The organism is Persicitalea jodogahamensis (genome assembly GCF_014651615.1).
GTDB lineage: Bacteria > Bacteroidota > Bacteroidia > Cytophagales > Spirosomataceae > Persicitalea > Persicitalea jodogahamensis.
Window position 1 is genome coordinate 1,741,608 of record NZ_BMXF01000001.1, and the last position, 21,411, is coordinate 1,763,018.

General features: G+C 52.1%; 11 protein-coding genes. All 11 read right to left on the minus strand.

What is annotated here, in order from left to right; all coding sequences use genetic code 11:
• Positions 1-6 precede the first annotated feature (6 nt).
• The 11 genes from IE117_RS07195 to IE117_RS07245 all read right to left on the minus strand — a co-directional run bounded on the left by IE117_RS07195 (position 7) and on the right by IE117_RS07245 (position 21,409).
• Positions 7-4,083, minus strand: coding sequence for a non-ribosomal peptide synthetase (locus IE117_RS07195; protein ID WP_189563624.1), 4,077 nt, complete (start codon positions 4,081-4,083; stop codon positions 7-9).
• Between the two features lie 6 nt (positions 4,084-4,089).
• Positions 4,090-10,686: a polyketide synthase gene (locus IE117_RS07200; protein ID WP_189563625.1), complete on the minus strand. Its 6,597-nt coding sequence runs from the start codon at positions 10,684-10,686 to the stop codon at positions 4,090-4,092.
• Between the two features lie 373 nt (positions 10,687-11,059).
• The gene (locus tag IE117_RS07205) at positions 11,060-12,220 is read right to left on the minus strand and encodes a glycosyltransferase family 61 protein (RefSeq protein ID WP_189563626.1); all 1,161 of its coding nucleotides are present in this window, start codon (positions 12,218-12,220) and stop codon (positions 11,060-11,062) included.
• Positions 12,221-12,557: 337 nt separating this feature from the next.
• On the minus strand, positions 12,558-13,538 hold the full coding sequence (locus IE117_RS07210; protein WP_189563627.1) for a sugar phosphate isomerase/epimerase family protein: 981 nt from the start codon (positions 13,536-13,538) through the stop codon (positions 12,558-12,560).
• 139 nt (positions 13,539-13,677) lie between these two features.
• Positions 13,678-14,439: a uroporphyrinogen-III C-methyltransferase gene (cobA, locus tag IE117_RS07215; protein WP_189563628.1), complete on the minus strand. Its 762-nt coding sequence runs from the start codon at positions 14,437-14,439 to the stop codon at positions 13,678-13,680.
• Between the two features lie 95 nt (positions 14,440-14,534).
• Positions 14,535-16,730, minus strand: a complete 2,196-nt coding sequence (locus IE117_RS07220) for a ferredoxin-like domain-containing protein (protein ID WP_189563629.1) — start codon at positions 16,728-16,730, stop codon at positions 14,535-14,537.
• A gap of 75 nt (positions 16,731-16,805) precedes the next feature.
• Entirely contained in the window at positions 16,806-18,053 is a 1,248-nt protein-coding gene (locus tag IE117_RS07225; protein ID WP_189563630.1) for a sulfate adenylyltransferase subunit 1, read from the minus strand.
• A 91-nt stretch (positions 18,054-18,144) separates the two neighbouring features.
• On the minus strand, positions 18,145-19,056 hold the full coding sequence (cysD, locus tag IE117_RS07230; protein ID WP_189563631.1) for a sulfate adenylyltransferase subunit CysD: 912 nt from the start codon (positions 19,054-19,056) through the stop codon (positions 18,145-18,147).
• 54 nt (positions 19,057-19,110) lie between these two features.
• Positions 19,111-19,824 carry a phosphoadenylyl-sulfate reductase gene (locus tag IE117_RS07235; protein WP_189563632.1) on the minus strand — a complete coding sequence of 238 codons (714 nt, stop codon included), beginning with the start codon at positions 19,822-19,824 and terminating at the stop codon, positions 19,111-19,113.
• Positions 19,821-20,225: a VOC family protein gene (locus IE117_RS07240; RefSeq protein WP_189563633.1), complete on the minus strand. Its 405-nt coding sequence runs from the start codon at positions 20,223-20,225 to the stop codon at positions 19,821-19,823. The genes IE117_RS07235 and IE117_RS07240 overlap by 4 nt, the downstream gene beginning before the upstream one ends.
• On the minus strand, positions 20,222-21,409 hold the full coding sequence (locus IE117_RS07245; RefSeq protein ID WP_189563634.1) for a trans-sulfuration enzyme family protein: 1,188 nt from the start codon (positions 21,407-21,409) through the stop codon (positions 20,222-20,224). Before IE117_RS07245 ends, IE117_RS07240 begins: the two co-directional genes overlap by 4 nt.
• Positions 21,410-21,411: the final 2 nt, after the last annotated feature.

Sequence of the window (21,411 nt, forward strand, 5' to 3'; positions counted from 1 at the left end):
TGTTTTTCACGCACTTTCATTCAAAGCCGTTTGAATGATTTGAGCAGTTTCCTGGGCGTGCAACGCTTCAAACATCGTCTTGTGATCGCCGGGTACTTCATAGATCTTCACGCCTTTTAGCGCAAATTGTTTCCAGCCCAGAAACACAAAATCCGCCACGAAGTAAGGGCGTTTTTGGGCTCGAAATAAGGTGACCTGACCCTCAAAAGGCCTGATGATGTGTTTTTGGTACGCGTTTTCCGAAATGAACTCAATCTGATCCAAATGATGCAAGATGGCGCTGTCTGGCTTCGGTTTTTCCCGCAGGCCAACAGCCTCTCCAAATTCTTTAAATTTGCGTTTGAAAAAAGACTTCTGGTAGGCAACCGTTTGCGCGGGATCGCGTATGAAAGAACGAATCACCCAAATCAGCTTGGGAAATTGCCGCCGGATACGCTTGTAAAGGTTGCTGGCATCCAATACCTGGGAATTGATAATTTCGGCATCGGTGTCTAGAAGGCCCAGCAGACGAACGTCTTTATTCATTTCATAAAGAATACGGGCCATTTCTACGGCTACGTATCCTCCAAATGAATACCCTGCCAGCGCGTAGGGACCCGACGGGTTATGTTCAAGTAGTTCGCTGACGTAGAAAGCAGCCATATCATCTATGCTTTCCAGTAACTCATCCTGTCCGTCGAGCCCCCGCCCCTGAAATCCATAGACCGGCTGGTCCGGGTCCATACTATTGGCCACACTGTTGAAATTCATCAGATTCAATCCATGGCCGTGGACGAAGTAAATGGGCATCTTGGTACCTGTCGGTTTGATGGGTACGAGCGATTTCCAGGTGGTTGCCTTTTTATTATTTTGCAGCAATGAGGCTAATTTCTGAACGGTCGGATACTCGAAAAGGGTGGAAAGAGGCAGTCGTTTACCGGTTTCTTGCTCGATTCGCGTCATGACCTGTACGGCAATCAGCGAGTGACCACCGAGCTCAAAGAAATCATCCGTATCGTTGATGGTTTCCAGCTCAAGTACATCCGACCAGATGGCCGCTACCAACGCTTCTTCTCTGGATGGTGGCCGAACTTCCGCCGGATTCGCCAATTTGTTTTCGCTTTCCGGTTTAGGTAGTGCCTTTTTATCAATTTTCCCGTTGGGCGTGAGAGGTAGTTGGGGCAGGACGACGAACTCGGTCGGCACCATGTAATCCGGCAACAAATCCATTACCCGCTGCTTCCAACTTTGTATCCGCTCATTTGATGCGGTCGGTACGTTGTGGGTGAGTGAGTCAGGGGTAGTTTCTGGCACCACATAGGCGGCAAGGTACTGGAAGCCGGGCCGATCCTCACGGGCTACTACTACGGCGTCTTTGATATCGCTATTCGCCAGTAGGGCATGCTCAATTTCGCCGAGCTCAATGCGATACCCTCTGATCTTGACTTGCTGGTCCATTCGGCCCAAACAATGAATCTCACCCGTGGACGTCCATTTGCCCAAGTCGCCGGTGCGATAAAGCAATCCATCGCCAAACGGGTTATTGACAAATTTTTCCGCATTCAGCTCGGGTCGATTGTGATATCCACGCGCTACGCCGGCCCCGGCGATGGTGATTTCGCCTACCGACCCGATGCCCAATTGTTTTCCGGTATCATCCAGAATGTACACCTGAGTATTATGAATAGGCCGGCCAATGGTAATTAACTGATCAGATGGAAGAATCTGCTTACCAGTCGAATAGATGGTTGTTTCCGTTGGTCCGTACATGTTCCACAGCGAAGCGCAACGAGCCATGAGCTTTTGGGCCAGATCTTTCGACAGGGGTTCTCCACAGCATAGCACCTTTACCGGCTGGGGTGTTTCCCAGCCAGCCGCCAGCATCATTTTGTAGGTAGCGGGTGTAGCCTGAATCATTGACACCTGCTCATTTTGAACCGCTTCCAGCAGCAGGCGACCATCTCGGGTAGTTTCGGTGTCGGCGAGCACGAGCGTCGCTCCGACCAGCAATGGCAGAAACAATTCCAAACCGGCGATATCGAACGAAATCGTTGTGACCGCCAGCAAGCGATCGTCCGGCGTGATACCCGGCCAGTCGATCATGCTCGTTAGCAGGTTGACCAGGTTTTGATGCTCAATCAATACCCCCTTGGGCCTACCCGTTGAGCCGGAAGTGTACAAAATGTAGGCTAAATCGTTGCTCTCGGTGGAAATGGCCGGCTCACTTCTGGTCAAACCAGATGATCCGGCCAATGCTTTTTCCACCTCCACTTCTACGATTGCCATATTCAACCGACCGGCATATTTTTGCGTTGTAATGACCATCCGGGCCGAAGAATCGGTCAGCATGTAGGCAATCCGGTCGTGTGGATAGGCCGGGTCAAGGGGTAGGTAAGCTGCGCCGGCTTTCAGGATAGCCAGCAGCGAAATCAGCATTTCGGGTGAACGGTCGAGAACCACCCCAACGATGTCGCCTTTTTGGATGCCACTCTCTACCAAGTACCCAGCTAACTGGTTGGCTGTTTCGTGCAAACGCTGGTAACTCAGCTTTTGGTCCTGAAATTCAAGGGCGATTTTTTCTGGAAACTGCGCTGCGGTTTGGGCCAATAGTTGGTGGAGCGGCGGCTGTTGCGGAGCGGGCGCCGATTCTTCCTGAATCAGCGTTTCCGCCTGTATCAGCGATTTCACCTGTATCAGCGATTTCAAGGGCTCATTGGTCGCAGCCCAGTTCAAGGCATCAACACGTATAGACGGGCTTGCTACGACTTCACGGAGCAGATTCTCAAACCCAGCCATCATCGCGCGAATGGTTTCAGGTTTGAATAATTGGGTATTGTACGACCATTCCAAAGTCAACGATTTCTCGGAACCGGACGCATTCACAAACAACTCAAAATTTTCGTACGCCCGCGGATTACTCATCAGTTGATAATCCAACCCGTAAAAGTTGACGCCATCGGCCAGGCCCATATCGACGTTGAAAATGACCGGTACCAGTGGGATCCGTGATGGGTCGCGGGCGATGGCAAGTTTTTTCAACAAACTACCAAAGGTAAGTTGCTGATGATCGTAGGCATCGATCAATTCGGATCTACGTTGCTTCAGAAAATCTATAAACCGTATTCCTTCCGGCAGATGCGAACGCAGGGGTAACAAATTGACGCAGTGCCCAACGAGTCGGTAGTCGCCCGTCACGGATTGCCCGGCGGCCGGTAACCCAATGCTGATGGTCTGCTGACCAGTCAACCGGTGTAGCCATACATCAAAAAGCGTCACTAACGTGGTGACAAAACTACATCCGGCTTCGCGGCCCCTGTTTTTCAGGGCGGCTACCAACGTTTCGTCCAGAGTAAAGTCCAGTCGATGACTTTTGTAAGTACGGACGCGTGGACGAGGAAAATCAGTCGGCACATCAACTATAGGAACGCCTGTTTGATAGAGATCTAGCCAGAACTTTTGAATCTGTGCGTATTCTGGACTTCTTTCAAATGAATTTTGGGCATCGGCAAAGTCGCCATACAGAACTGGTTCGGGTAAATCGACGAATTGGTTCTGAACGTTTGCCGAATACAATGCGCTCAAATCCTGCATTAAAATGCCAATCGACCAGCCATCGCAGACGATGTGATGGGCAGTCAGCACCAGGTACGAATCATCCGCTGAGATCGTCAGCAAAGCCGCCCTGAACAAAGGACCCTGCAACAGATCAAAGCAGTACTCAGCCTCCTGCCGTAGATAATCGGCCACCGCTTGGGCCTGTTCAGTTGGCGTTTTTTGGGTATAATCTTCGAAATGCACCGCTACAGGCGAGTCACGGAAGATAATCATCTTCCGGCCATCGGCACTGAAAGCGGAGCGCAGCGACTCATGTCGCTTAACGAGCATCCGTATTGATTCTTCCAGGGCAGCCCGCTCGGGAACGCCCCGAAAGCGCAAAGAAACGGACTCGTTGTAGGCCCGGTTGGCATCATCGCCGCCCAATGCGCAGGCCGTCCAGATTTCCAGCTGCGGCTCAGTGCTCAGCGTCAACCGGTCTATTTCAGGGCCCTCAAATGGGTTGAATTCTAGCGAAGTGGTGGTGTCAGATAGGAGGGAGTCGACCATAAGAGCCTATTTTGTTCCGATTTGCAAATATTTTCCGGGCCTGTCCGGGTCAGCCAAGAACCAACCCGGATTACCTGCCTGGTCCCGGCCTAGCTTAGCCCCCGGAGCCGGTGGTCGATTTAACTCATCTGTCTCCGGTAACATGGCCTTAAAGAAGCCAGCTTCAATCATTTGCGCTAAGCTTTCACAAAAAAGCTGGATCACCCGCTCAATTTCTTCGTCCGTCATGGCCTCAGTTATAAAGCAGGGAAAGCCGTCCCAAATATGAATGCCTTTTTCCCGCATCAGCGTGAACAATAGCTCACTGTAAGCAATTTCCTGATGAAATTTTATTTTCCAAAGCGAGCCAAATTGCGCGACAAAGAGCGGTAGTTGCTGACGCCTGAATTCGGTGTTGAGCGCGTCGGCGAGGCGCTCAGCCTTAGCAGTCAGGCTACGCTGCAACTGCGGGCCTTGCTGTTTCAGGTGACGCAACGAAGCCCGGGCGGAGGCCAGCGCCAGAGGGTGACGCACGAACGTTCCGGCAAAGTACGTGACGCCCACTTCCGGGAACGACCGATCCCCATAGTCCCAGAATCCCCCGTCGAGCGAATCCATGAACCGTTTCTTTCCGGCAATCACCCCGATGGATAACCCGCCTCCCACCACTTTTCCGTACGCCGCCAAATCGGCTTGAATACCGAACAAACCTTGCGCTCCGGCCGGGTGCATTCGGAAACCGGTTATTACTTCGTCGAAAATGAGCACGGTTCCGGTGGCTTCGGTTACGGTGCGTAATTCCTTCAAAAAGTCAACGGGTCGGAACTCCGGACGTCGGCTCTGCACGGGTTCTACCAGAACGGCAGCAATATCCTGCGCCCGTTCGCGGATGATTTCCAGGCTTTCCTGGGTGCCATAATCCAGAATCAGCATGTTGTGTACAGCCTGCGGCATAATGCCCGGAGCAGCCGGAAACGACTTTAATTTCTTGCTTCCACGTACGATCACCTCATCGATGATACCGTGGTACGATCCGGTAAAGGCCACAATCAGCGATCGGCCCGTTACCGTTCGGGCTATGCGCATGGTTCCCAAAACAGCTTCCGAACCTGTATTACACAATGCGGCCCGGTCGGAGCTGGTCATATCACAAAACAGCTCACAAACCTCGCCCGCCAATTCGTGTTGGGGGCCGACCTCAAAGCCATCGTCCACCTGCTTGTGCAGTGCTTCTTTTATAAAATCGGGTTGGTAGCCAAACATGTTCGAGCCAAACCCATTGAGCATATCGATGTACTCGTTCCCATCGATGTCCCACAACCGACTGCCTTTTGAGCGATTGACCACAATGGGATACACCAATTCTTTCGTCAGCGGCTTGAAGCCCGACACCACACGGGGATCAGCCATGTGCGGACGGTGCTTCTGCGTGTAGGACTTGCTGCCGGCAGTCTTCTTCGTGTATCGTTCGGTCAATCGATCGAGAAAATCCTGTTGTGGAGCAGTCAGTTCCGTCTCCTGCCGTTCGATTCGTGCGGCCGCGCCAAAAGGCTTTTTAATTTCAACCGCCTCTTCGGCGGTCAGATCGGTTGCGGTGACGGCCGAAGCCTCTCCATTCGAAAGTCCGTTCGCCTGTTGTTTTCCGTTGACGTGATCATGGCCTTGAACAACCGCAGCCGGCGCGGACAGCGGCAGGGCGGGATTAGTCCCCTGTAGCAAGGCAATCTGCTGCGAGAGTATGTGCAATTGTTGCGCAATCAATCCAATTGCCGGATTGGCGCCCCCCTGGTTCGTAGCGTAGTTGATGGGCGCAGTCGATGCCATCGCCGGAGCAGGAGTGGCTGGAGCCGATGGCGCGGGCTGATACGCCCCGGCAGGTAGATTCTGATCGAGATAGGCCACCAACAGATTGGGTGATGCGTATTCTTCATTCAGTTGCCGGAAAGTCAATGGAAGACCGAATTCTTTTTTCAGGACGATTGCCACCTGCGTCAACAGCAACGAATCCAGTCCCAATTCAATAAAAGTCTGGTCGGGCCTAACATCCGCCATCTCAAAGCCCGAAGCATCTTCTACGATGGCTTTGACTTTTGCCAGCAAAATATCGTTTCTCATTACTTTCGTTTCTTCGTTGATAAGTGGGACCTCACTTACGGGAGTACTATTCAATGTACTGACAGTGGGAGTACTAACAGTTGGGGGGAGTATCGTGTCAATCCAGCAACGTTTTTTGTCAAATGCATAGGTGGGAAGTACCTGCCTGGACCTCTTTTGTCCGGCATAAAATAGGCTCCAGTCCGGCTCGACCCCATTGAGCCAGAGTTGCCCGAGTGTCTCCAAGACCATCCGGTACTCGGAGGAATCCGCTTTGGGTAGTTTCAGACTGTTCAGGGCCGTCACTTCACGCGAACCGGCCTGCTGCCGAACCATCGTAGTCAATGCCTGCCCGGGTCCTACTTCCAGAAAAACCGATTGGTTGCGCTCGAGCAGGGTTTCGCTTGCGTCGGCAAAGCTGACTTTTTGCCGAAGATGATTTGCCCAATAAACCGGGTCCGTTGCTTCGGCATCAGTTAGGTATGTACCCGTCACCGTCGAAACGACAGGGCGCTGGGGCCGCTGCAATGGCACGCTCTCCACTAGCGCAGTAAAACGCGGTACGATGGGGTCCATCATAGCTGAGTGAAATGCGTGGCTCGTGGGCAGTAGTCGATTAGGTACTTCCTGCAAATTCAGTTGCCCGGCAAAAGAAGCTACCGCATCGTCGGGACCAGCCACTACACATAACCGCTTGGTATTGATGGCCGCAATGGATAGGGTTTCAGGTAGTATAGCCTGCAACGCATTGGCCTCCATCCGAACCGACAGCATACTACCCTGAGGTAATTCGCTCACCATGCGCCCCCGGGCCGCGACTAATTTCAACGCATCGGATAATGAGAAAACCCCGGCCAGATGAGCCGCGACGAATTCTCCGATACTATGCCCGCACAAAATGGTGGGCCCAAGCCCCCAGCTCATCCACAACCGCGCCAGCGCGTATTCAGTCACGAACAGTGCTGGTTGAGTATAGCGCGTATCCGTCAGACGGGCTTGTGCCTCTGCATCAGGCGAGGTGGGGTATACCACATCCCGTAGATCGAAATCAAGTTCACTTTTCAACAATTCGGCGCATTCATCGACCGACTTTCGGTACACCGCTTCATTTTCATAAAGCTCCCGGCCCATGTTGAGGTACTGTGCGCCTTGTCCTGGAAACAGAAATGCCAGTGCACCAGGATGTTGCGTTAAGGTGTTGACAGTTGGATTGGGCAGGGTAGTTAAGGCTTCTGGTACATCAGATGCCACCACAAACTGCCTTTGCTGGAAGCCTGCGCGGGTAGTTTGCAACGTGTAAGCCAGATCAGCCAGAGATTGGTCAGGGTATTGCCGAAGATGATCAGCAAGCCGTCCGGCGTAAGCGGTGGCGCTTTCCGCCGACTTGGCCGACCATGTCAGCAGTTGAAGGGAGCGGCTATCGCCGGACTGCTCCGGTGCGTTTACCGCTTCTTCCAAAACTACGTGGACGTTGGTACCCCCCACACCAAAGGAACTTACCCCCGCTCGGCGTACCTCCTCCGAAGCCCAGTCGGTCAGTTTTGTCGGAACAAAAAATGGGCTATTCGCGAAATCGATGTTGGGATTAGGTCGCTCAAAGCCCAGCGAAGGCGGAATTTGTTTATAGTGCAACGCCAGCGCGGCCTTAATGAAACCCGCCACGCCCGCCGCCTGGGTCAGGTGGCCCATGTTACTTTTGATCGAACCGATAGGGCAATACTGATTGCGTGGTTGGGGCCCAAAGGCCATCATCAAACCTTCCAGTTCAATGGGATCGCCCAGAGGCGTGGCGGTCCCGTGCGCTTCAAGGTACCCAATTGTGGCCGGGTCCACCCGGGCTTCGTCGAGTGCCATCCGTATAGCCGCAGCCTGGCCTTCGGTACTGGGTGCCGTAAAACTACCCTTGCCGCCTCCGTCGTTGTTGACCCCAACCCCCTTGATTACGGCATAAATCCGGTCACCATCCCGTTGGGCGGCTTCCAGATTTTTAAGCAAAACTACCCCCGCTCCGTCACTAAAGACGGTTCCGGTACCATTGGCATCGAACGACCTAGTGTGGCCGTCACGGCTAAACATAGCCCCTTCCTGATACAAATGGCCGCTGTTGACCGGAGCCGTTACACTGGCGCCTCCGGCCAGTGCCAGGTCACACTGGCCTTTGCGCAGGCTTTCGACAGCCTGCGTAATAGCGAGCAGCGAGGTGGAACATGCCGAGTAAACGCTTACAGCAGGTCCTTTCAGATCCAATTGATACGCCGTCCGTGAAGCGATATAATCCTTTTCGTTGACGGTCATGGCCTGAAATGACCCGATCTGGTTGACAACGGCTTGGTTCGGCAGGACGTTGTTGAGGTAGTAGGTATTGTTGCCACATCCGGCATACACCCCAATTCGCCCGGGGTAGAGTTGAGGTAAGTACCCGGTTTGTTCCAGTGCTTCCCAAGCGATTTCGAGGAAGACCCGTTGCTGAGGGTCCATCACTTCGGCTAGTTTTGGCGTCAGCCCGAAAAAGGCCGCATCAAACCCCTGGACACCCTCGATTATCCCGCGCGCTTTTACATACAAGGGGTCCCGTTTGGCCACTTCTGAAATAGAAGCATCCAACTCCTCGAAATCAAAGAATTGAATAGTTTCGCGCCCGTCTTTAAGTACTTCCCATAGTTCAGCAATGGTATCAGCACCAGGAAAGCGGCCCGCCATCCCAATAACGGCCACATCAGCGGATTCAGTGGGTCGTATTCGATCTGATGCAGTTGGCTGCGGTGCCAGTGACTTAGATTCCAGGGCTGCAACAATCCCCGCAATGGTAGGGTACTGATAAAGCCTGGTGATCAGCAAGGTGCGCCCGAGTTGCTGCTTCAAGGCGGCAATCGTTTTTTGGGCTAACAGCGAATTACCCCCTAATTCGAAAAAATTATCATCCAGCCCTACGCGTTCTATGCCCAGGATGGTACCCCACAAGGCAGCCATCTGCTTTTCGAGTTCCGAAACCGGTTCCCGGTACAAAACACCCAGTGCGGGACGCTGGTTACCAGGTTTGGGTAGTTGCTTTTTATCGACTTTGCCACTTATCGTTCGGGGAAAATCCTCCATTCGGATAAAGTGCGCGGGTACCATGAAATCGGGTAATTGCTTTTCTACCCCCTTTCGCAATTTTTCCGGGTCAAGCTCATCGGCCGTGACTACATATGCCACAAGTTGCTTCTGCCCGGGAATATCTTCGCGGGCCACTACCACAGCTTGCCGGACACCGGGCTGCCTGGTCAAGGCAACTTCCACTTCCCCGAGTTCAACCCTATTTCCTCTTATTTTTACCTGATCATCTCTCCTCCCATGAAACTCAATGGAGCCGTCGGGCATATAGCGCGCCAGATCCCCGGTTCGGTACAAAGTTGCCGGCCCTTTTTGCGGATGGGTCCAGGATACGAACTTTTCAGCGGTCAACTCAGGCCTCTTGAGGTACCCATCCGCCAAACAAACGCCACTAATCCCAATTTCACCCACTTCACCAGCGGGTACTATCTGGTGGGCTTCGTCGAGAATCAGAACGTCAGCACCCGCAATTGGCTGGCCGATACTAGGTACTTTTGGCCAGTCCTGCGCATCGCCTTTCAGCCGCAGCGTTGTCACCCAGATACTGGCCTCGGTGGGTCCGTACACGTTCATGAGGGTACATTCGGGGCGGGCGGCAAAGAAACGGGCGATCTGAGGCGTTATTTTCAGGAGCTCGCCGCCCGTAATTACTTCCAGGAGGTTGTCCGTAACATCCGGCTCCTCGTCGGCAGCTTCTGCCAGATATTGTAGCACTACGTAAGGCAGGAAAACCCTATGAATACGGTTTTGGCGAATATAATTCAGTAGCCGTCCGGCATCCAACCGGATGCTGTCGTCGATCAGATGAATGGTGCCGCCCGTAATGAGGGGCAGGAATATTTCCTGAAAGGAAGCATCAAAGCTCAGGTGGCAAAACTGCAGCGTCTGAAGCCCTGGTCCGGCAACTGCGTGACCCTGCTGCCAATTCAGCAGATTGGCCAGTCCGGCCTGGCCCAGGCACACGCCTTTTGGTTTGCCGGTCGAGCCTGATGTGTAGAGGATACAAGCCGTGGAGTTACGACGGAGAACAGGCAGGGGATCAAGATCATAATCCAAATCAGCCCTGAGCACAGTCAGACGTAAACCTGCAAAGCAAGCTTCGTCAGTGGCATTGGTCAGGCATACGCTTACACCGGAATCAGCAATTATTTGCTCCAGCCTTAGGGTAGGGTAGGTAGGGTCGAGAGGTAGATACGCTTTTCCGGCTTTGAGAACGGCCAAAACGCTCACTACCATACTTATACTTCGGGTAGTACTTACACCTATTATATCGTCCTGGGGGAACTGGTGCAGAATGGCCTGGGCAAGTTCGTCTGCGCGCTTATTAAGTGCCCTGAAAGTTAACGTTTCGGTTTTGTAAACGATGGCAGTCTGGTCGGCATACAGATGTGCCGCCCCCTCTACCAATTCATGAATTAGCAAAGAATGGAGTTTCATGACATGGGAGGGGGACGAAGAATATACAAAGATATCCGTCCTAATCTAGATTCTTAATGTGTGTATAATCGGGTATTTTCCCCTTCTCAGGCCAAAACCGAAAAGTTTCTTATAACCGGAGTCTGCAGGCTCGATTAAAGCCTACTTGCCTAAACCTAAACACAATAATATGAAATTATATCGGATTTGACATTGCAGGTGCGCATAAAAATCTTAGGATACTTATGCTCTCCAAATACCGGGCAGGCATGGTTACTCGAATAGTTCTATTTCGTCCTCAGCGCCGTTTTTGTATCGTACTAGTAAGTAAGAGAACGGTTATCATCGCATCGTTGAACGAACAGTTACTGAGGCGAAATGTAAACAAGGTAAACTAAGGCGAGTTGGGAGGCAACCATTCCTTCAGGCAAAGCTCCAACTCCGGCATCGACACGTAAATGTCATCTTCCAACCCTGATGCCCAGTCTCCTGTGCCAGCCGGACCGTGATAATACGCCGAGTAACCAAGGTCCAGGGTGTGGGCCAGATACCGGAAGAAACCAGGTGTATACGCGGGAGCGAAGATTTCAAACAGATGGGTATCCGGTTGACACCAGATGATGTTGCTGAAGGATGCCCCGTGCGGGCCAATGATAAACTCGGCATTCTGATATATTTGTACCTGCTCGGTGACGGAACGGGGAGTATCCTCGATAGTTTCAAACCCATAGGTTTGCAGGAGCGCGATTACCGCCGATTCATTCAGGATGCGTCGACGGCCTGATCGGCTCACGTAAATCCGCTTGTGTGGCTTCTCGGTGGGTGGAATCTGAGCCAACACGTACTTACGGAGGGAGAGTATGTCGGCTGTATTAGGATAAAACCAGTGACCTGCATTTGCAAGTACGCACCGTTCAAAAGTTACGTTCGTAGTGCGGCTATCCACCACGTGGTCTGAGTCAATGCCCAACAACGCCAGAAAATCACGCTCGTAGGCGGTGCCAAACAATGGGTAGGATACCAACGCCGCCTTAAATTCGGATTCGGGTAGGGCCTCCTTGATTCGGCATAGTTTGGCGGCTACCAAAAAGACAAAATCATAATAGCCTCCCCACATGACTCCGTCCAAATAATGGCTCCATGGAGCAATCAGCGTTGGCGCAGACCGGGTCTTTCTTTTGATCGGGGGGTAAAGATTACGGTGAAAATCATCCGTGTTAATATCCAGACACAAGAGTTTCCTGCCAATCTGGATACTGCCGTAGGGATACTGTTTCGCAATTTCGGCTGGACCCTCATAAAGCCAGACCGAGACTGCCTGTGTGGCAATCTGTTCAGTCACAAAGTACCTTTTGGCCGGTTGGCCTAAGTCCACCGTTTCGGGTAAGGTAAATGTGTCGGCGGGATGCCTGCTAATCCGATGGCTGTCAAGAAACGACTCGGTTTGGCCGGCGTCCAGAAACGTGACTCCACTCAATCGGTACCGCCAACGGGCAATTGCGGGCCAATACCGTCGACCCCGGCTCTTTAGTGTGCGGAATAGGTGTGTAATCATCGTCTACTTAGTACAGGAAGCAAGGTCAGTTCGCTGATGGTATTGCACTGACTCAGATTCTTGAGTTTGAAATATGTTTCGCGAAGAATTTTTTTCCCTGCTAAAATTGATTCGAAAACTTTGAGGTTCGGTTGGATTCAGGTTATCTGACCGCATAATATTGCATGACTTTGCAAAATACGATGATACGTTAGAAGTCCGCGCTGAAGTCTGTAAAGTAGTACATAAAAATAAAATCAAAGCGTCGCAAAGGAATAGCTATTTGGGAGGTCATAAAAAAAGTCGTTGAGCGCGATTTCGCTCAACGACTTTTTTTATGTTTGGGATTTATTCTTTTCTACGCCATCAAAGCTTTACGAGCGTATTCTACGCATTTGGCCGTTTCCTTAACGGCGTCGGAGCCTTCGGGAATGGGGTACTCGAGTTCGATGGTGACGGGGAATTTGTACTTGTTGTCGCGAATCAGTTGCAACGCGGCCACGATGGGCGTGTCGCCTTCTCCCCAAAATACATTCGCCTGACCGTTTTCCTTCGACTTACGGTCTTTGGTGTGCATACTAAGGATTTGCTGATGCTTTTCTTTGATGAGTGGCAGAGGGTCGTAGCCCGCCGCCACGTAATGGCCCATATCCAGGTTCATGGCATTGTACTTCGACTGTGCCATGGCTTCATCCCAGGCTGTGGGAGTTTGCTGCAGGTGACCGTGATAGGCAACGTAAACCTTGTTTTTGGCCGCAATATCACCCAACCGTTTGCTTTGGGCGGCATCTCTGGGTAGTTCCACGGTAACGTGGGTAGCACCAAGCGCCTTGGCAGCGCGGAGGGCGTAGTCAACTTCGGCGTCGGTATTGTTGGGGCCAAGGGCATTGGGCTTGTAAGCGTAAATGCTGACTCCCGCCTGGTTGTACATTTTCCGGAGCTGTTCAAATTTCTTCATCGACACCGAAGCGCGCCAGGCGGCCAGTTTGCCGTAGTATTCCTCCTGCTCGCGTTTCTGGTCGGCGGTGAGTCCGCCGCGCTGAAAGGAGGGACCTTCGGGTGCACCGGCAAAAGGCTCTCCCGTCGAACCCATCAGCTCGATGGCACTGATGTTGCAGTCTTTACAGTATTGCAAAATACTCTCGGCATCGCTGGGCATGCTCCGCCAGGAGTAGGTGATGGCTCCCACCTGCACACCGTTGAATTTGGAATTGGGCTTGTCCAGATTCCTAATGTAGGCAGGCATACCGAATCCCTTATCATGCAGCAGCGTCACACCGCCCAGGGCCAATGCCGCATTGCCCAGAAACTTCCTTCTTGAAAACTCTTGATCTTTCATATGGATAGGTTTGAATAAAAATCGCCTTCGTTTTTATTCAAAAGATAAGAAAGCCGCGGGCCTAACCTACGCATAGGGAATTATTTAAAATAAAACGCATCGGAGGAGCTGCTTTACCCCGAAATCCAGTAGCCTGAATTTATGACATCAAATCCGTCTGGTTGGCTACTTTCTGAGCATAGTCCACTGCAGTATCGGGCAGAGCGGCCGCCGGGCCAATGACAATTATGGCCGGTGAGCCAACGCCACTGACCTGGGCCAGGGGCAAAATATTGCTGATTTTTCCGGTCACTATTTTCTCGTCTGGCAAAGTACCATTCTGGATGATGGCAATGGGTTCGCTCAGTTTTCCCAGCTCTGAATAGATCTCGACGATCTCAGGTAGTTTGTTGACGCCCATCAACACGACTACCGTCGCGGTGGATTGCGCGGCAAGTACTAGGTCGCTCGATATTTTGTGCGATTTAGTGGTGCCGGTCACGACCCAAAAGCTTTCGCTCACGCCGCGCGACGTCAGCGGAATTCCGGCCAGGGCAGGAACGGCATAGCTGCTGGAAATGCCCGGAATGACTTCGGATTCGATGCCATGTTTGGCGGCATACTCCGCCTCCTCGTAGCCCCGCCCGAATACGTAAGGGTCGCCGCCTTTCAATCGTACGACATCACCGTACTGGTAGGCATATTCAACGATGAGGTAGTTGATCACATCCTGGCTGCAACTGTGCTTGCCGAATCGCTTGCCTACATGGACTTTCACGCAGGATTCGGGGCAATGGTCGAGCAAATCGGGGTGGATCAGGGCGTCGTAAAGTACGACTTTCGCTTTTTGTAAAGCCTTCACACCTTTTAAAGTGATCAGGTCAGGGTCGCCGGGTCCGGCACCTATAAGAGTTAATTTCATTTTTTCTGATTTTCGGACACAGGGTTTCTCTGAGTTTATCAGAAAATTACCTGGTCGTGAAAATTATCACTTCTCCACGGTCAATTATTCGTTGATCAACTGTCCTGCCCATACACCAACTCCTGCAATGCGGGAATTGAGTTTTCGGCCAGTTGTCCGGCGCGGAAGGCTTTCACGTTTTTCAAAAAATCCTCTGCCTTGCCCACAAATCCGCGCGCGAATGCTTCTGTCGGTTCATTCTTATTGATGCTGAACACCAACTGCGAGAACGGCTTGCTATCATCACCGGCTTCGGGATAGAAGGTCTTGCCAAAGTTTTCCTCGAATTCCTTTACCATGCTGTGCTGGGAATTGGTCGAGATGCCTTCACCGATCAGCAGCGCCTTCGCCCCCGTGATGAAGGTATTGTAAGCGTGGTAAATCCCATCGGCCCAAACGCCCTCGGCCAGCATTTCATGAGCCAGAGAAAGCTTTTCGTCCGCTTCAATAAGCGTCGTGCCAACAAGATCGATCATCACGCCCGCGCATTCGCCTACGCCAACTTCGGTTTTGAAAAGCTCATCATGGTCCCAGTCGCGATACTCGTCGTCTTTCACTTCGCTGAGGTCAGCGATGGGTTTGAGGAGCTGATAGAAATAATTCTTGGTTTGCCGGGCGTAGTACTGGTTGAAGTACTCATCCTCGTAAGCGTTATTCTGGTAATCGTCCAGGAGTGTCCGCATCGCTTCGGGGCCGCGCTTGGAGGGTAGTTTGATGACCTTGTCACCCATCTGCCCTTCGCTGTTGGCACCCGTAAATCCACCGCCCAAAATGACCTGCAGAGCCGGAAGTACCAATTTCTTATTCTTGATTGAGCTGCCGTGGAAGCCAATATTGGCCGCGCTGTGCTGGCCGCAGCCGTTCATGCAGCCGCTGATTTTTATCTTGATATCATTATTATAAATCAGGTCGGGGTACTCCTCCTTCATCATCACTTCCAAGGCCCGCGTGATACCATAGCTGCTCGAAATTGCCAGATTGCAGGTGTCCGTGCCGGGGCAGGTCGTGATGTCGGCGGTACTGTCGAAGCCCGGATCGGCCAGCCCCAGTTGACTGAGTGCTTTAAACAGGGCGGGCAAATCTTCGGCTTTCACGAACTTGAGCAGGTAGCCCTGATTGATAGTGACACGCAGGTCGTCAGCGGCGTACTGGCGCATGACGTCCGCGAGTTTGCGGGCAGTGCTGGAGTGCATGTCACCCAATAGTACGCGCAATGACACGCCGTACCAACCCTTTTGTTTCTGTTCGAATACGTTGGTAGCCAGCCATTTTTGGAATAGTTCTTTCTCCGAATCTTCCAGCTGGGCATCAGCCAATGCCAAGATTTCTTCCTTTGCCAGCGGGACTCTTTCTCCAAGATTTTTCCAGGAATAGGCGATGTCTTGGACAGGGTATACCTTGTTCTTTAAGGCAGTCCGCTCTTCCTGCACGAGCTCCATCATTTTTTCCAGGCCCAGGTCATTGAGCAGAAACTTCATGCGGGCTTTGTGGCGCCGCGTGCGCTCGCCGTAACGGTCAAACACCCGGATGACGGCTTCGATAAACGGAATCGCCTGATCTTCGGGCAAAAACTCGTAAGCAGTTTGGGCCGGAAACGGCTGCGCTCCGAGTCCACCCCCAATCACGACTTTGAAACCTTTGACGGGTTGGCCATTTTCGTTTTTGCCCATTTTGGCAATCAGTCCGACATCATGCATGAAGCCCAATGCAGAATCTTTCTCCGAAGAGGAAAGGGAAATTTTGAACTTACGCCCCATTTCCTGCGAGATGGGGTTTCGCAGGAAGTACTCAAAAATCGCCTGCGCAAAAGGTGACACGTCAAAAGGCTCATCGGGATCAATACCCGCAGTAGCCGAAGCGGTCACGTTGCGAACGGTGTTGCCGCAAGCCTCGCGCAGGGTAATGTCGGCGTCTTCCAGGTCGGCCCACAACTGCGGTGAATCGGCTAGTTTTACGAAGTGTAGCTGAATATCCTGCCGGGTGGTGGCGTGAAGGTTGCCCGTGGCGTACTTGTCGGAGCAGTCGGCGATGCGTACCAGTTGGTCGGCAGTCACGTAGCCATAGGGTAGTTTGATACGAATCATCTGAACACCCGGCTGGCGCTGCCCGTACACACCGCGCGTCAGGCGGTACTTACGGAAAGCCTCTTCGGCTCCTTCGTCATTGGAAAATGCGCCAATTTTTTTTTGCAATTCAAAAATATCCCGCTTGGCGGCAGCAGAGACGTTGTCGGTAAGTTCCAGGTTGTTCATAATATCTATTAGTCTATGGGAATAGTATAGTAAATGTCAAAAGTTGGTTTTCAGTTCTGAATTCAGTCGGTTTATTTACTCGACCATACACGCTCCAACCGTCACATTGGAGGTTTCATCGATCAGAATGGCGGCGCCGTTAGCGCGGTTTTTGAGATAGGGGTCATAGGCGATGGGGCTGGCGGTACGCAGCACCACACGGGCTACATCATTAAGTTTCAGGCCTTCAACCTCCTCAATTTTTTCGTACGTATTGATGTCCACGCGGTACTCTATGCTCCGAACGGAACAACGGGTGCGGCTGGTTCCGTGCTGGAGGTTGAATTTGCTCCCCACTTTCAATTCCTTGCGGTCATCCATCCAGCAAATCAGCGTTTCCAAATCCTGGCTCAGGATAGGTTGTGCATTATCCGAGGTAACTATCAAATCACCCCGACTGATGTCAATATCACTACTCAGCAGCACGGTCACCGATTGCGAGGCGAAAGCTTCTTCGACTTCCTTTCCCCCCAACTCGATTTTCTCAATCGACGAAGTCAGTTCCGAAGGGTAGACCGTGATGCGGTCGCCCTTGCGAAACGTGCCACTCTGAATCCGCCCGGCATAGCCCCGGTAGTCATGGTATTCGTCCGTCTGGGGGCGAACTACGTACTGGACCGAAAAACGTCCGTCGGTCAGATTCTGATCGCTGAGCACGTTGACTTTTTCCAGGACCGAAAGCATCGTTTCGCCCGTGTACCAGGTCATGTTAGGGGATGCCTCGGCTACGTTATCACCGTTCAACGCACTCACAGGAACGATGGTTAAATCTTTGATCTGTAACTTTTTAGCCAATTCCTGATAGGATTGCGCAATTTCCAGAAAACGGTCTTCCGAGTAGTCCACCAGATCCATCTTATTCACGGCTACCACCACATGCGGGATGCCCAGCATGGAGGCAATGAGCGAGTGGCGTCGCGTCTGCTCCGCCACGCCCTGCCGCGCGTCGACCAAAATAATGGCCAAATCGGCGTTGGACGCACCCGTCACCATGTTGCGGGTATACTGGATGTGCCCCGGTGCATCAATGCTGATGAACTTCCGCTTCGGCGTCTGGAAATATTTGTAAGCGACATCAATGGTGATTCCCTGTTCCCGCTCGGAACGCAGTCCGTCGGTGAGCAAAGCCAGATCGATTTCGCCATCATTGCGGCTTTTACTGGCTTTTTCGATGGCTTCCATCTGGTCGGCCAGGATATTTTTGGTATCGAACAACAGCCGGCCAATCAGCGTGCTTTTGCCATCGTCCACAGAACCGGCAGTAATAAATCGTAGTAGGTCCAAAGTAAGTTTATGAGTTTATGTGTCAAAGGAGTGCATGAGTAATGTGCGGCAAGCGTCACCATCAACTCTCAACTATCCATTATCAAATAAATTAGAAATAACCACCCTTCTTTCGGTCTTCCATTGCGGCCTCGGTTTGCTGGTCGTCGATGCGGGTTTCGCCGCGTTCGCTGATGCGGGAAATCGTGATTTCGGCCACTACTTCGTCGAGTGTGGCGGCGTCGGACTCAACGGCAGCAGTGCAGGTCATGTCGCCCACCGTGCGGAAGCGAACGCGCCGCGTTACGATCTGGTCGTTGGCGTCGGGCTGGATAACGGGCGTGTTATTCAGTAGTCGGCCATCGCGCAGAATGCACTCGCGGTCGTGAGCGAAGTAGATGCTGGGCAACGCGATATTCTCACGCCGGATGTAGGACCAGACGTCGAGCTCCGTCCAGTTGGAAATCGGGAACACACGGACGTTCTCGCCCTTGTGAATCCGTCCGTTGAACAAATTCCACAGCTCAGGCCGTTGCCGCTTGGGGTCCCACTGCCCGAACTCGTCACGAAACGAAAATATGCGCTCCTTGGCACGGGCTTTCTCTTCGTCGCGCCGCGCCCCGCCAATGCAGGCATCGAACTCAAATTCTTCGATCGTATCCAGCAGGGTAAAAGTCTGCAGCCAGTTGCGGCTGGCGTTCTTACCCGTTGGCTCCTGCAAGCCTTTCGCCTTGATGGTGTCTTCCACGTAACGGACCACGAGCTTGGCACCGATTTTTTCCACCAATTGATCCCGGTACTTAATAGCTTCCTCGAAATTGTGGCCCGTGTCCACGTGTACCAGCGTGAAAGGAATTTTGGCCGGGGCAAAAGCTTTTTGCGCCAAACGCACCAATGTTATGGAATCCTTTCCACCGGAAAACAGGAGTGCAGGCCTTTCAAATTGTCCGGCTACTTCGCGCATGATATAGATCGCTTCCGCCTCCAATTGGTCTAGATAGTCGAGTTCGATTTTTGACGTCATTACTGTTTCACTTTTATGTTTTCAACTTTGGGGCCTTCCCTGAAAGCCGACAAATTACTTGGCATGAAGGCCGCATTCTTTCTTGCTTTCATCTTCCCACCACCAGCGGCCGGCGCGAAAATCCTCGCCGGGTTGAATCGCCCGGGTGCAGGGTGCACAGCCGATGCTTACAAACCCTTTGTCGTGTAGCAAATTGTAAGGGACATCCTGTTCTTTTACGTATTCTTGTACTTTACCGAAACTCCACAAAAGCAATGGATGGAACTTGAACAAATCGTGCGCATCGTCGCGCTCGATTGACTGCATCTCCTGTCGATTGCCCGACTGCTCGGCACGGATACCCGTCACCCAGATTTTGACTCCTTTCAAAGCGCGGTTGAGCGGCTCCACTTTGCGAATAAAGCAGCATTCCTTCCGGTTTTCGACGGAATCATAAAAACTGTAAGGGCCTTTCTTGCTCAACAGTTCTTCAACTGCTTCGTGTTGCGGAAATACCACTTCCAGTTTCGTATCATAGCGGCGGTTGGTGCGCTGCAAAGTTTTGTAGGTTTCTTCAAACAACCGCCCCGTATCCAGCGTAAATATCCGAATGGGCAAATCATTTTCAAGGATCATATCCGTTATGACCTGATCCTCGTAGCCCAGGCTGCTGGAAAAGGCCACCTGTCCGGGGAAAAGTTCGGTGAGCAGGCGCAAGGCTTCCACCTCAGACCTGCCAGCGACTAGTTTAAGGAGTGAATCGGTTGTATGATCAGCGTTCCATATCATCGTTCTGTCATTTTTTTAGGCTCAATCAAATCCCATAAGTTTCCGTACAAATCTTCGAAAACGGCTACTGTGCCGTATTCTTCTTCGCTGGGTTTTCTGATGATTTTAATATCCTGCTTCACTAAATTCTGATACTCTCGTGCAAAATCATCGGTGTGTAAAAACAGAAAAACCCGTCCGCCTGTCTGATTCCCCACCCGGCTCTTCTGCTCGTCATCGGCAGCCTGGGCCAGTAATAGATTACAACTGTCCGTGCCGCCTGGTGATACCAAAACCCACCGTTTTGTCTCACTCAATCTGGTGTCTTCCACTAAGGAAAAATTGAGTTTTTTTGTATAAAACTCAATGGCTTCATCGTAATCGTTAACAACCAGGGCGATGTGGGCCAGCCGTCGGTTCATTGACTTACTAACATTTCAGCGCTTACCTGCGCTGCCTGTGTGAAATCCTCGATCAGATCCTCTACTGCTTCCAGCCCCACCGAAATACGGATCAACCCTTCGGTAATTCCAAGATTCTCTTTTTCTTCCGGTTTCAACTTGGAGTGGGTTGTCGTGTAGGGGTTGGTCACGATGGTGCGTGTATCGCCCAGATTGGAAGATAACGATGGGATCTGCAAGGCCTTCATAAAGGCACAAACCCGCTCGAAGCCTCCTTCCAGATCAATAGTGACAATGGCGCCTCCCGCACTCATTTGCTGTTTGGCCAATTCGTGCTGTGCATGCGACGACAGGAAAGGGTAGTTTACCTGTTTGATTTCAGGTAGTTTTTCCAGCGCTTCGGCCAGTTCCAGCGCGTTGGCGCAATGCTTTTCCATGCGCAGGTCAAGCGTTTCCAGACTTTTGGAAAGTACCCAGGCATTGAAGGGCGACATGGACGGGCCCGTTTGCCGACAGAAAAAACGCAAAGGCTTGATGTGCTCCTTGGTACCTACCACGACACCGCCCAGCACACGACCTTGCCCATCCATAAACTTTGTGGCCGAATGTACCACCAAATGCGCGCCGAATTCGGCAGGATTCTGCAAAGCTGAGGTAGCAAAACAGTTGTCCACATTGAAAATCAGACCGTGCTTCTTACAAAGCCGGCCAATCATCGCCATATCGACCAGTTCCAGACCGGGATTTGAAGGAGTTTCTACGTACACCATTTTGGTGTTCGGCAGGACTGCCGCCTCCCAATCTTCCTCGGGAGCCGAAGCATCGAGGTAGGTGTGGGTGATGTTCCATTTGCTCAGTATCTGGGTGATGATCTGGTGCGCCGAGCCAAACAACGCGCGGCTGGCGATGATGTGGTCGCCTGCCTGTAGGATGGCGGCGAAGCTGGCAAACACTGCGGCCATGCCCGTGGCGGTAGCGACACCGTCCTCGCAGTCTTCCAGCATACACACTTTATCCACAAACTCCTGCACGGTCGGATTGGAAAAGCGGCTGTACAGATTACCCTGCTCGGTTTCGTCGAAGAGCGCTTTTCCCTGCTCGGCAGTTTCAAAAGTAAAGCTGCTGGTCAGAAATAAGGGCGTCGAATGCTCCCGGAAATGCGTTTGCGGCGTCTGGGTACGGATGGCTTTAGTTTGCTTCTTCACTT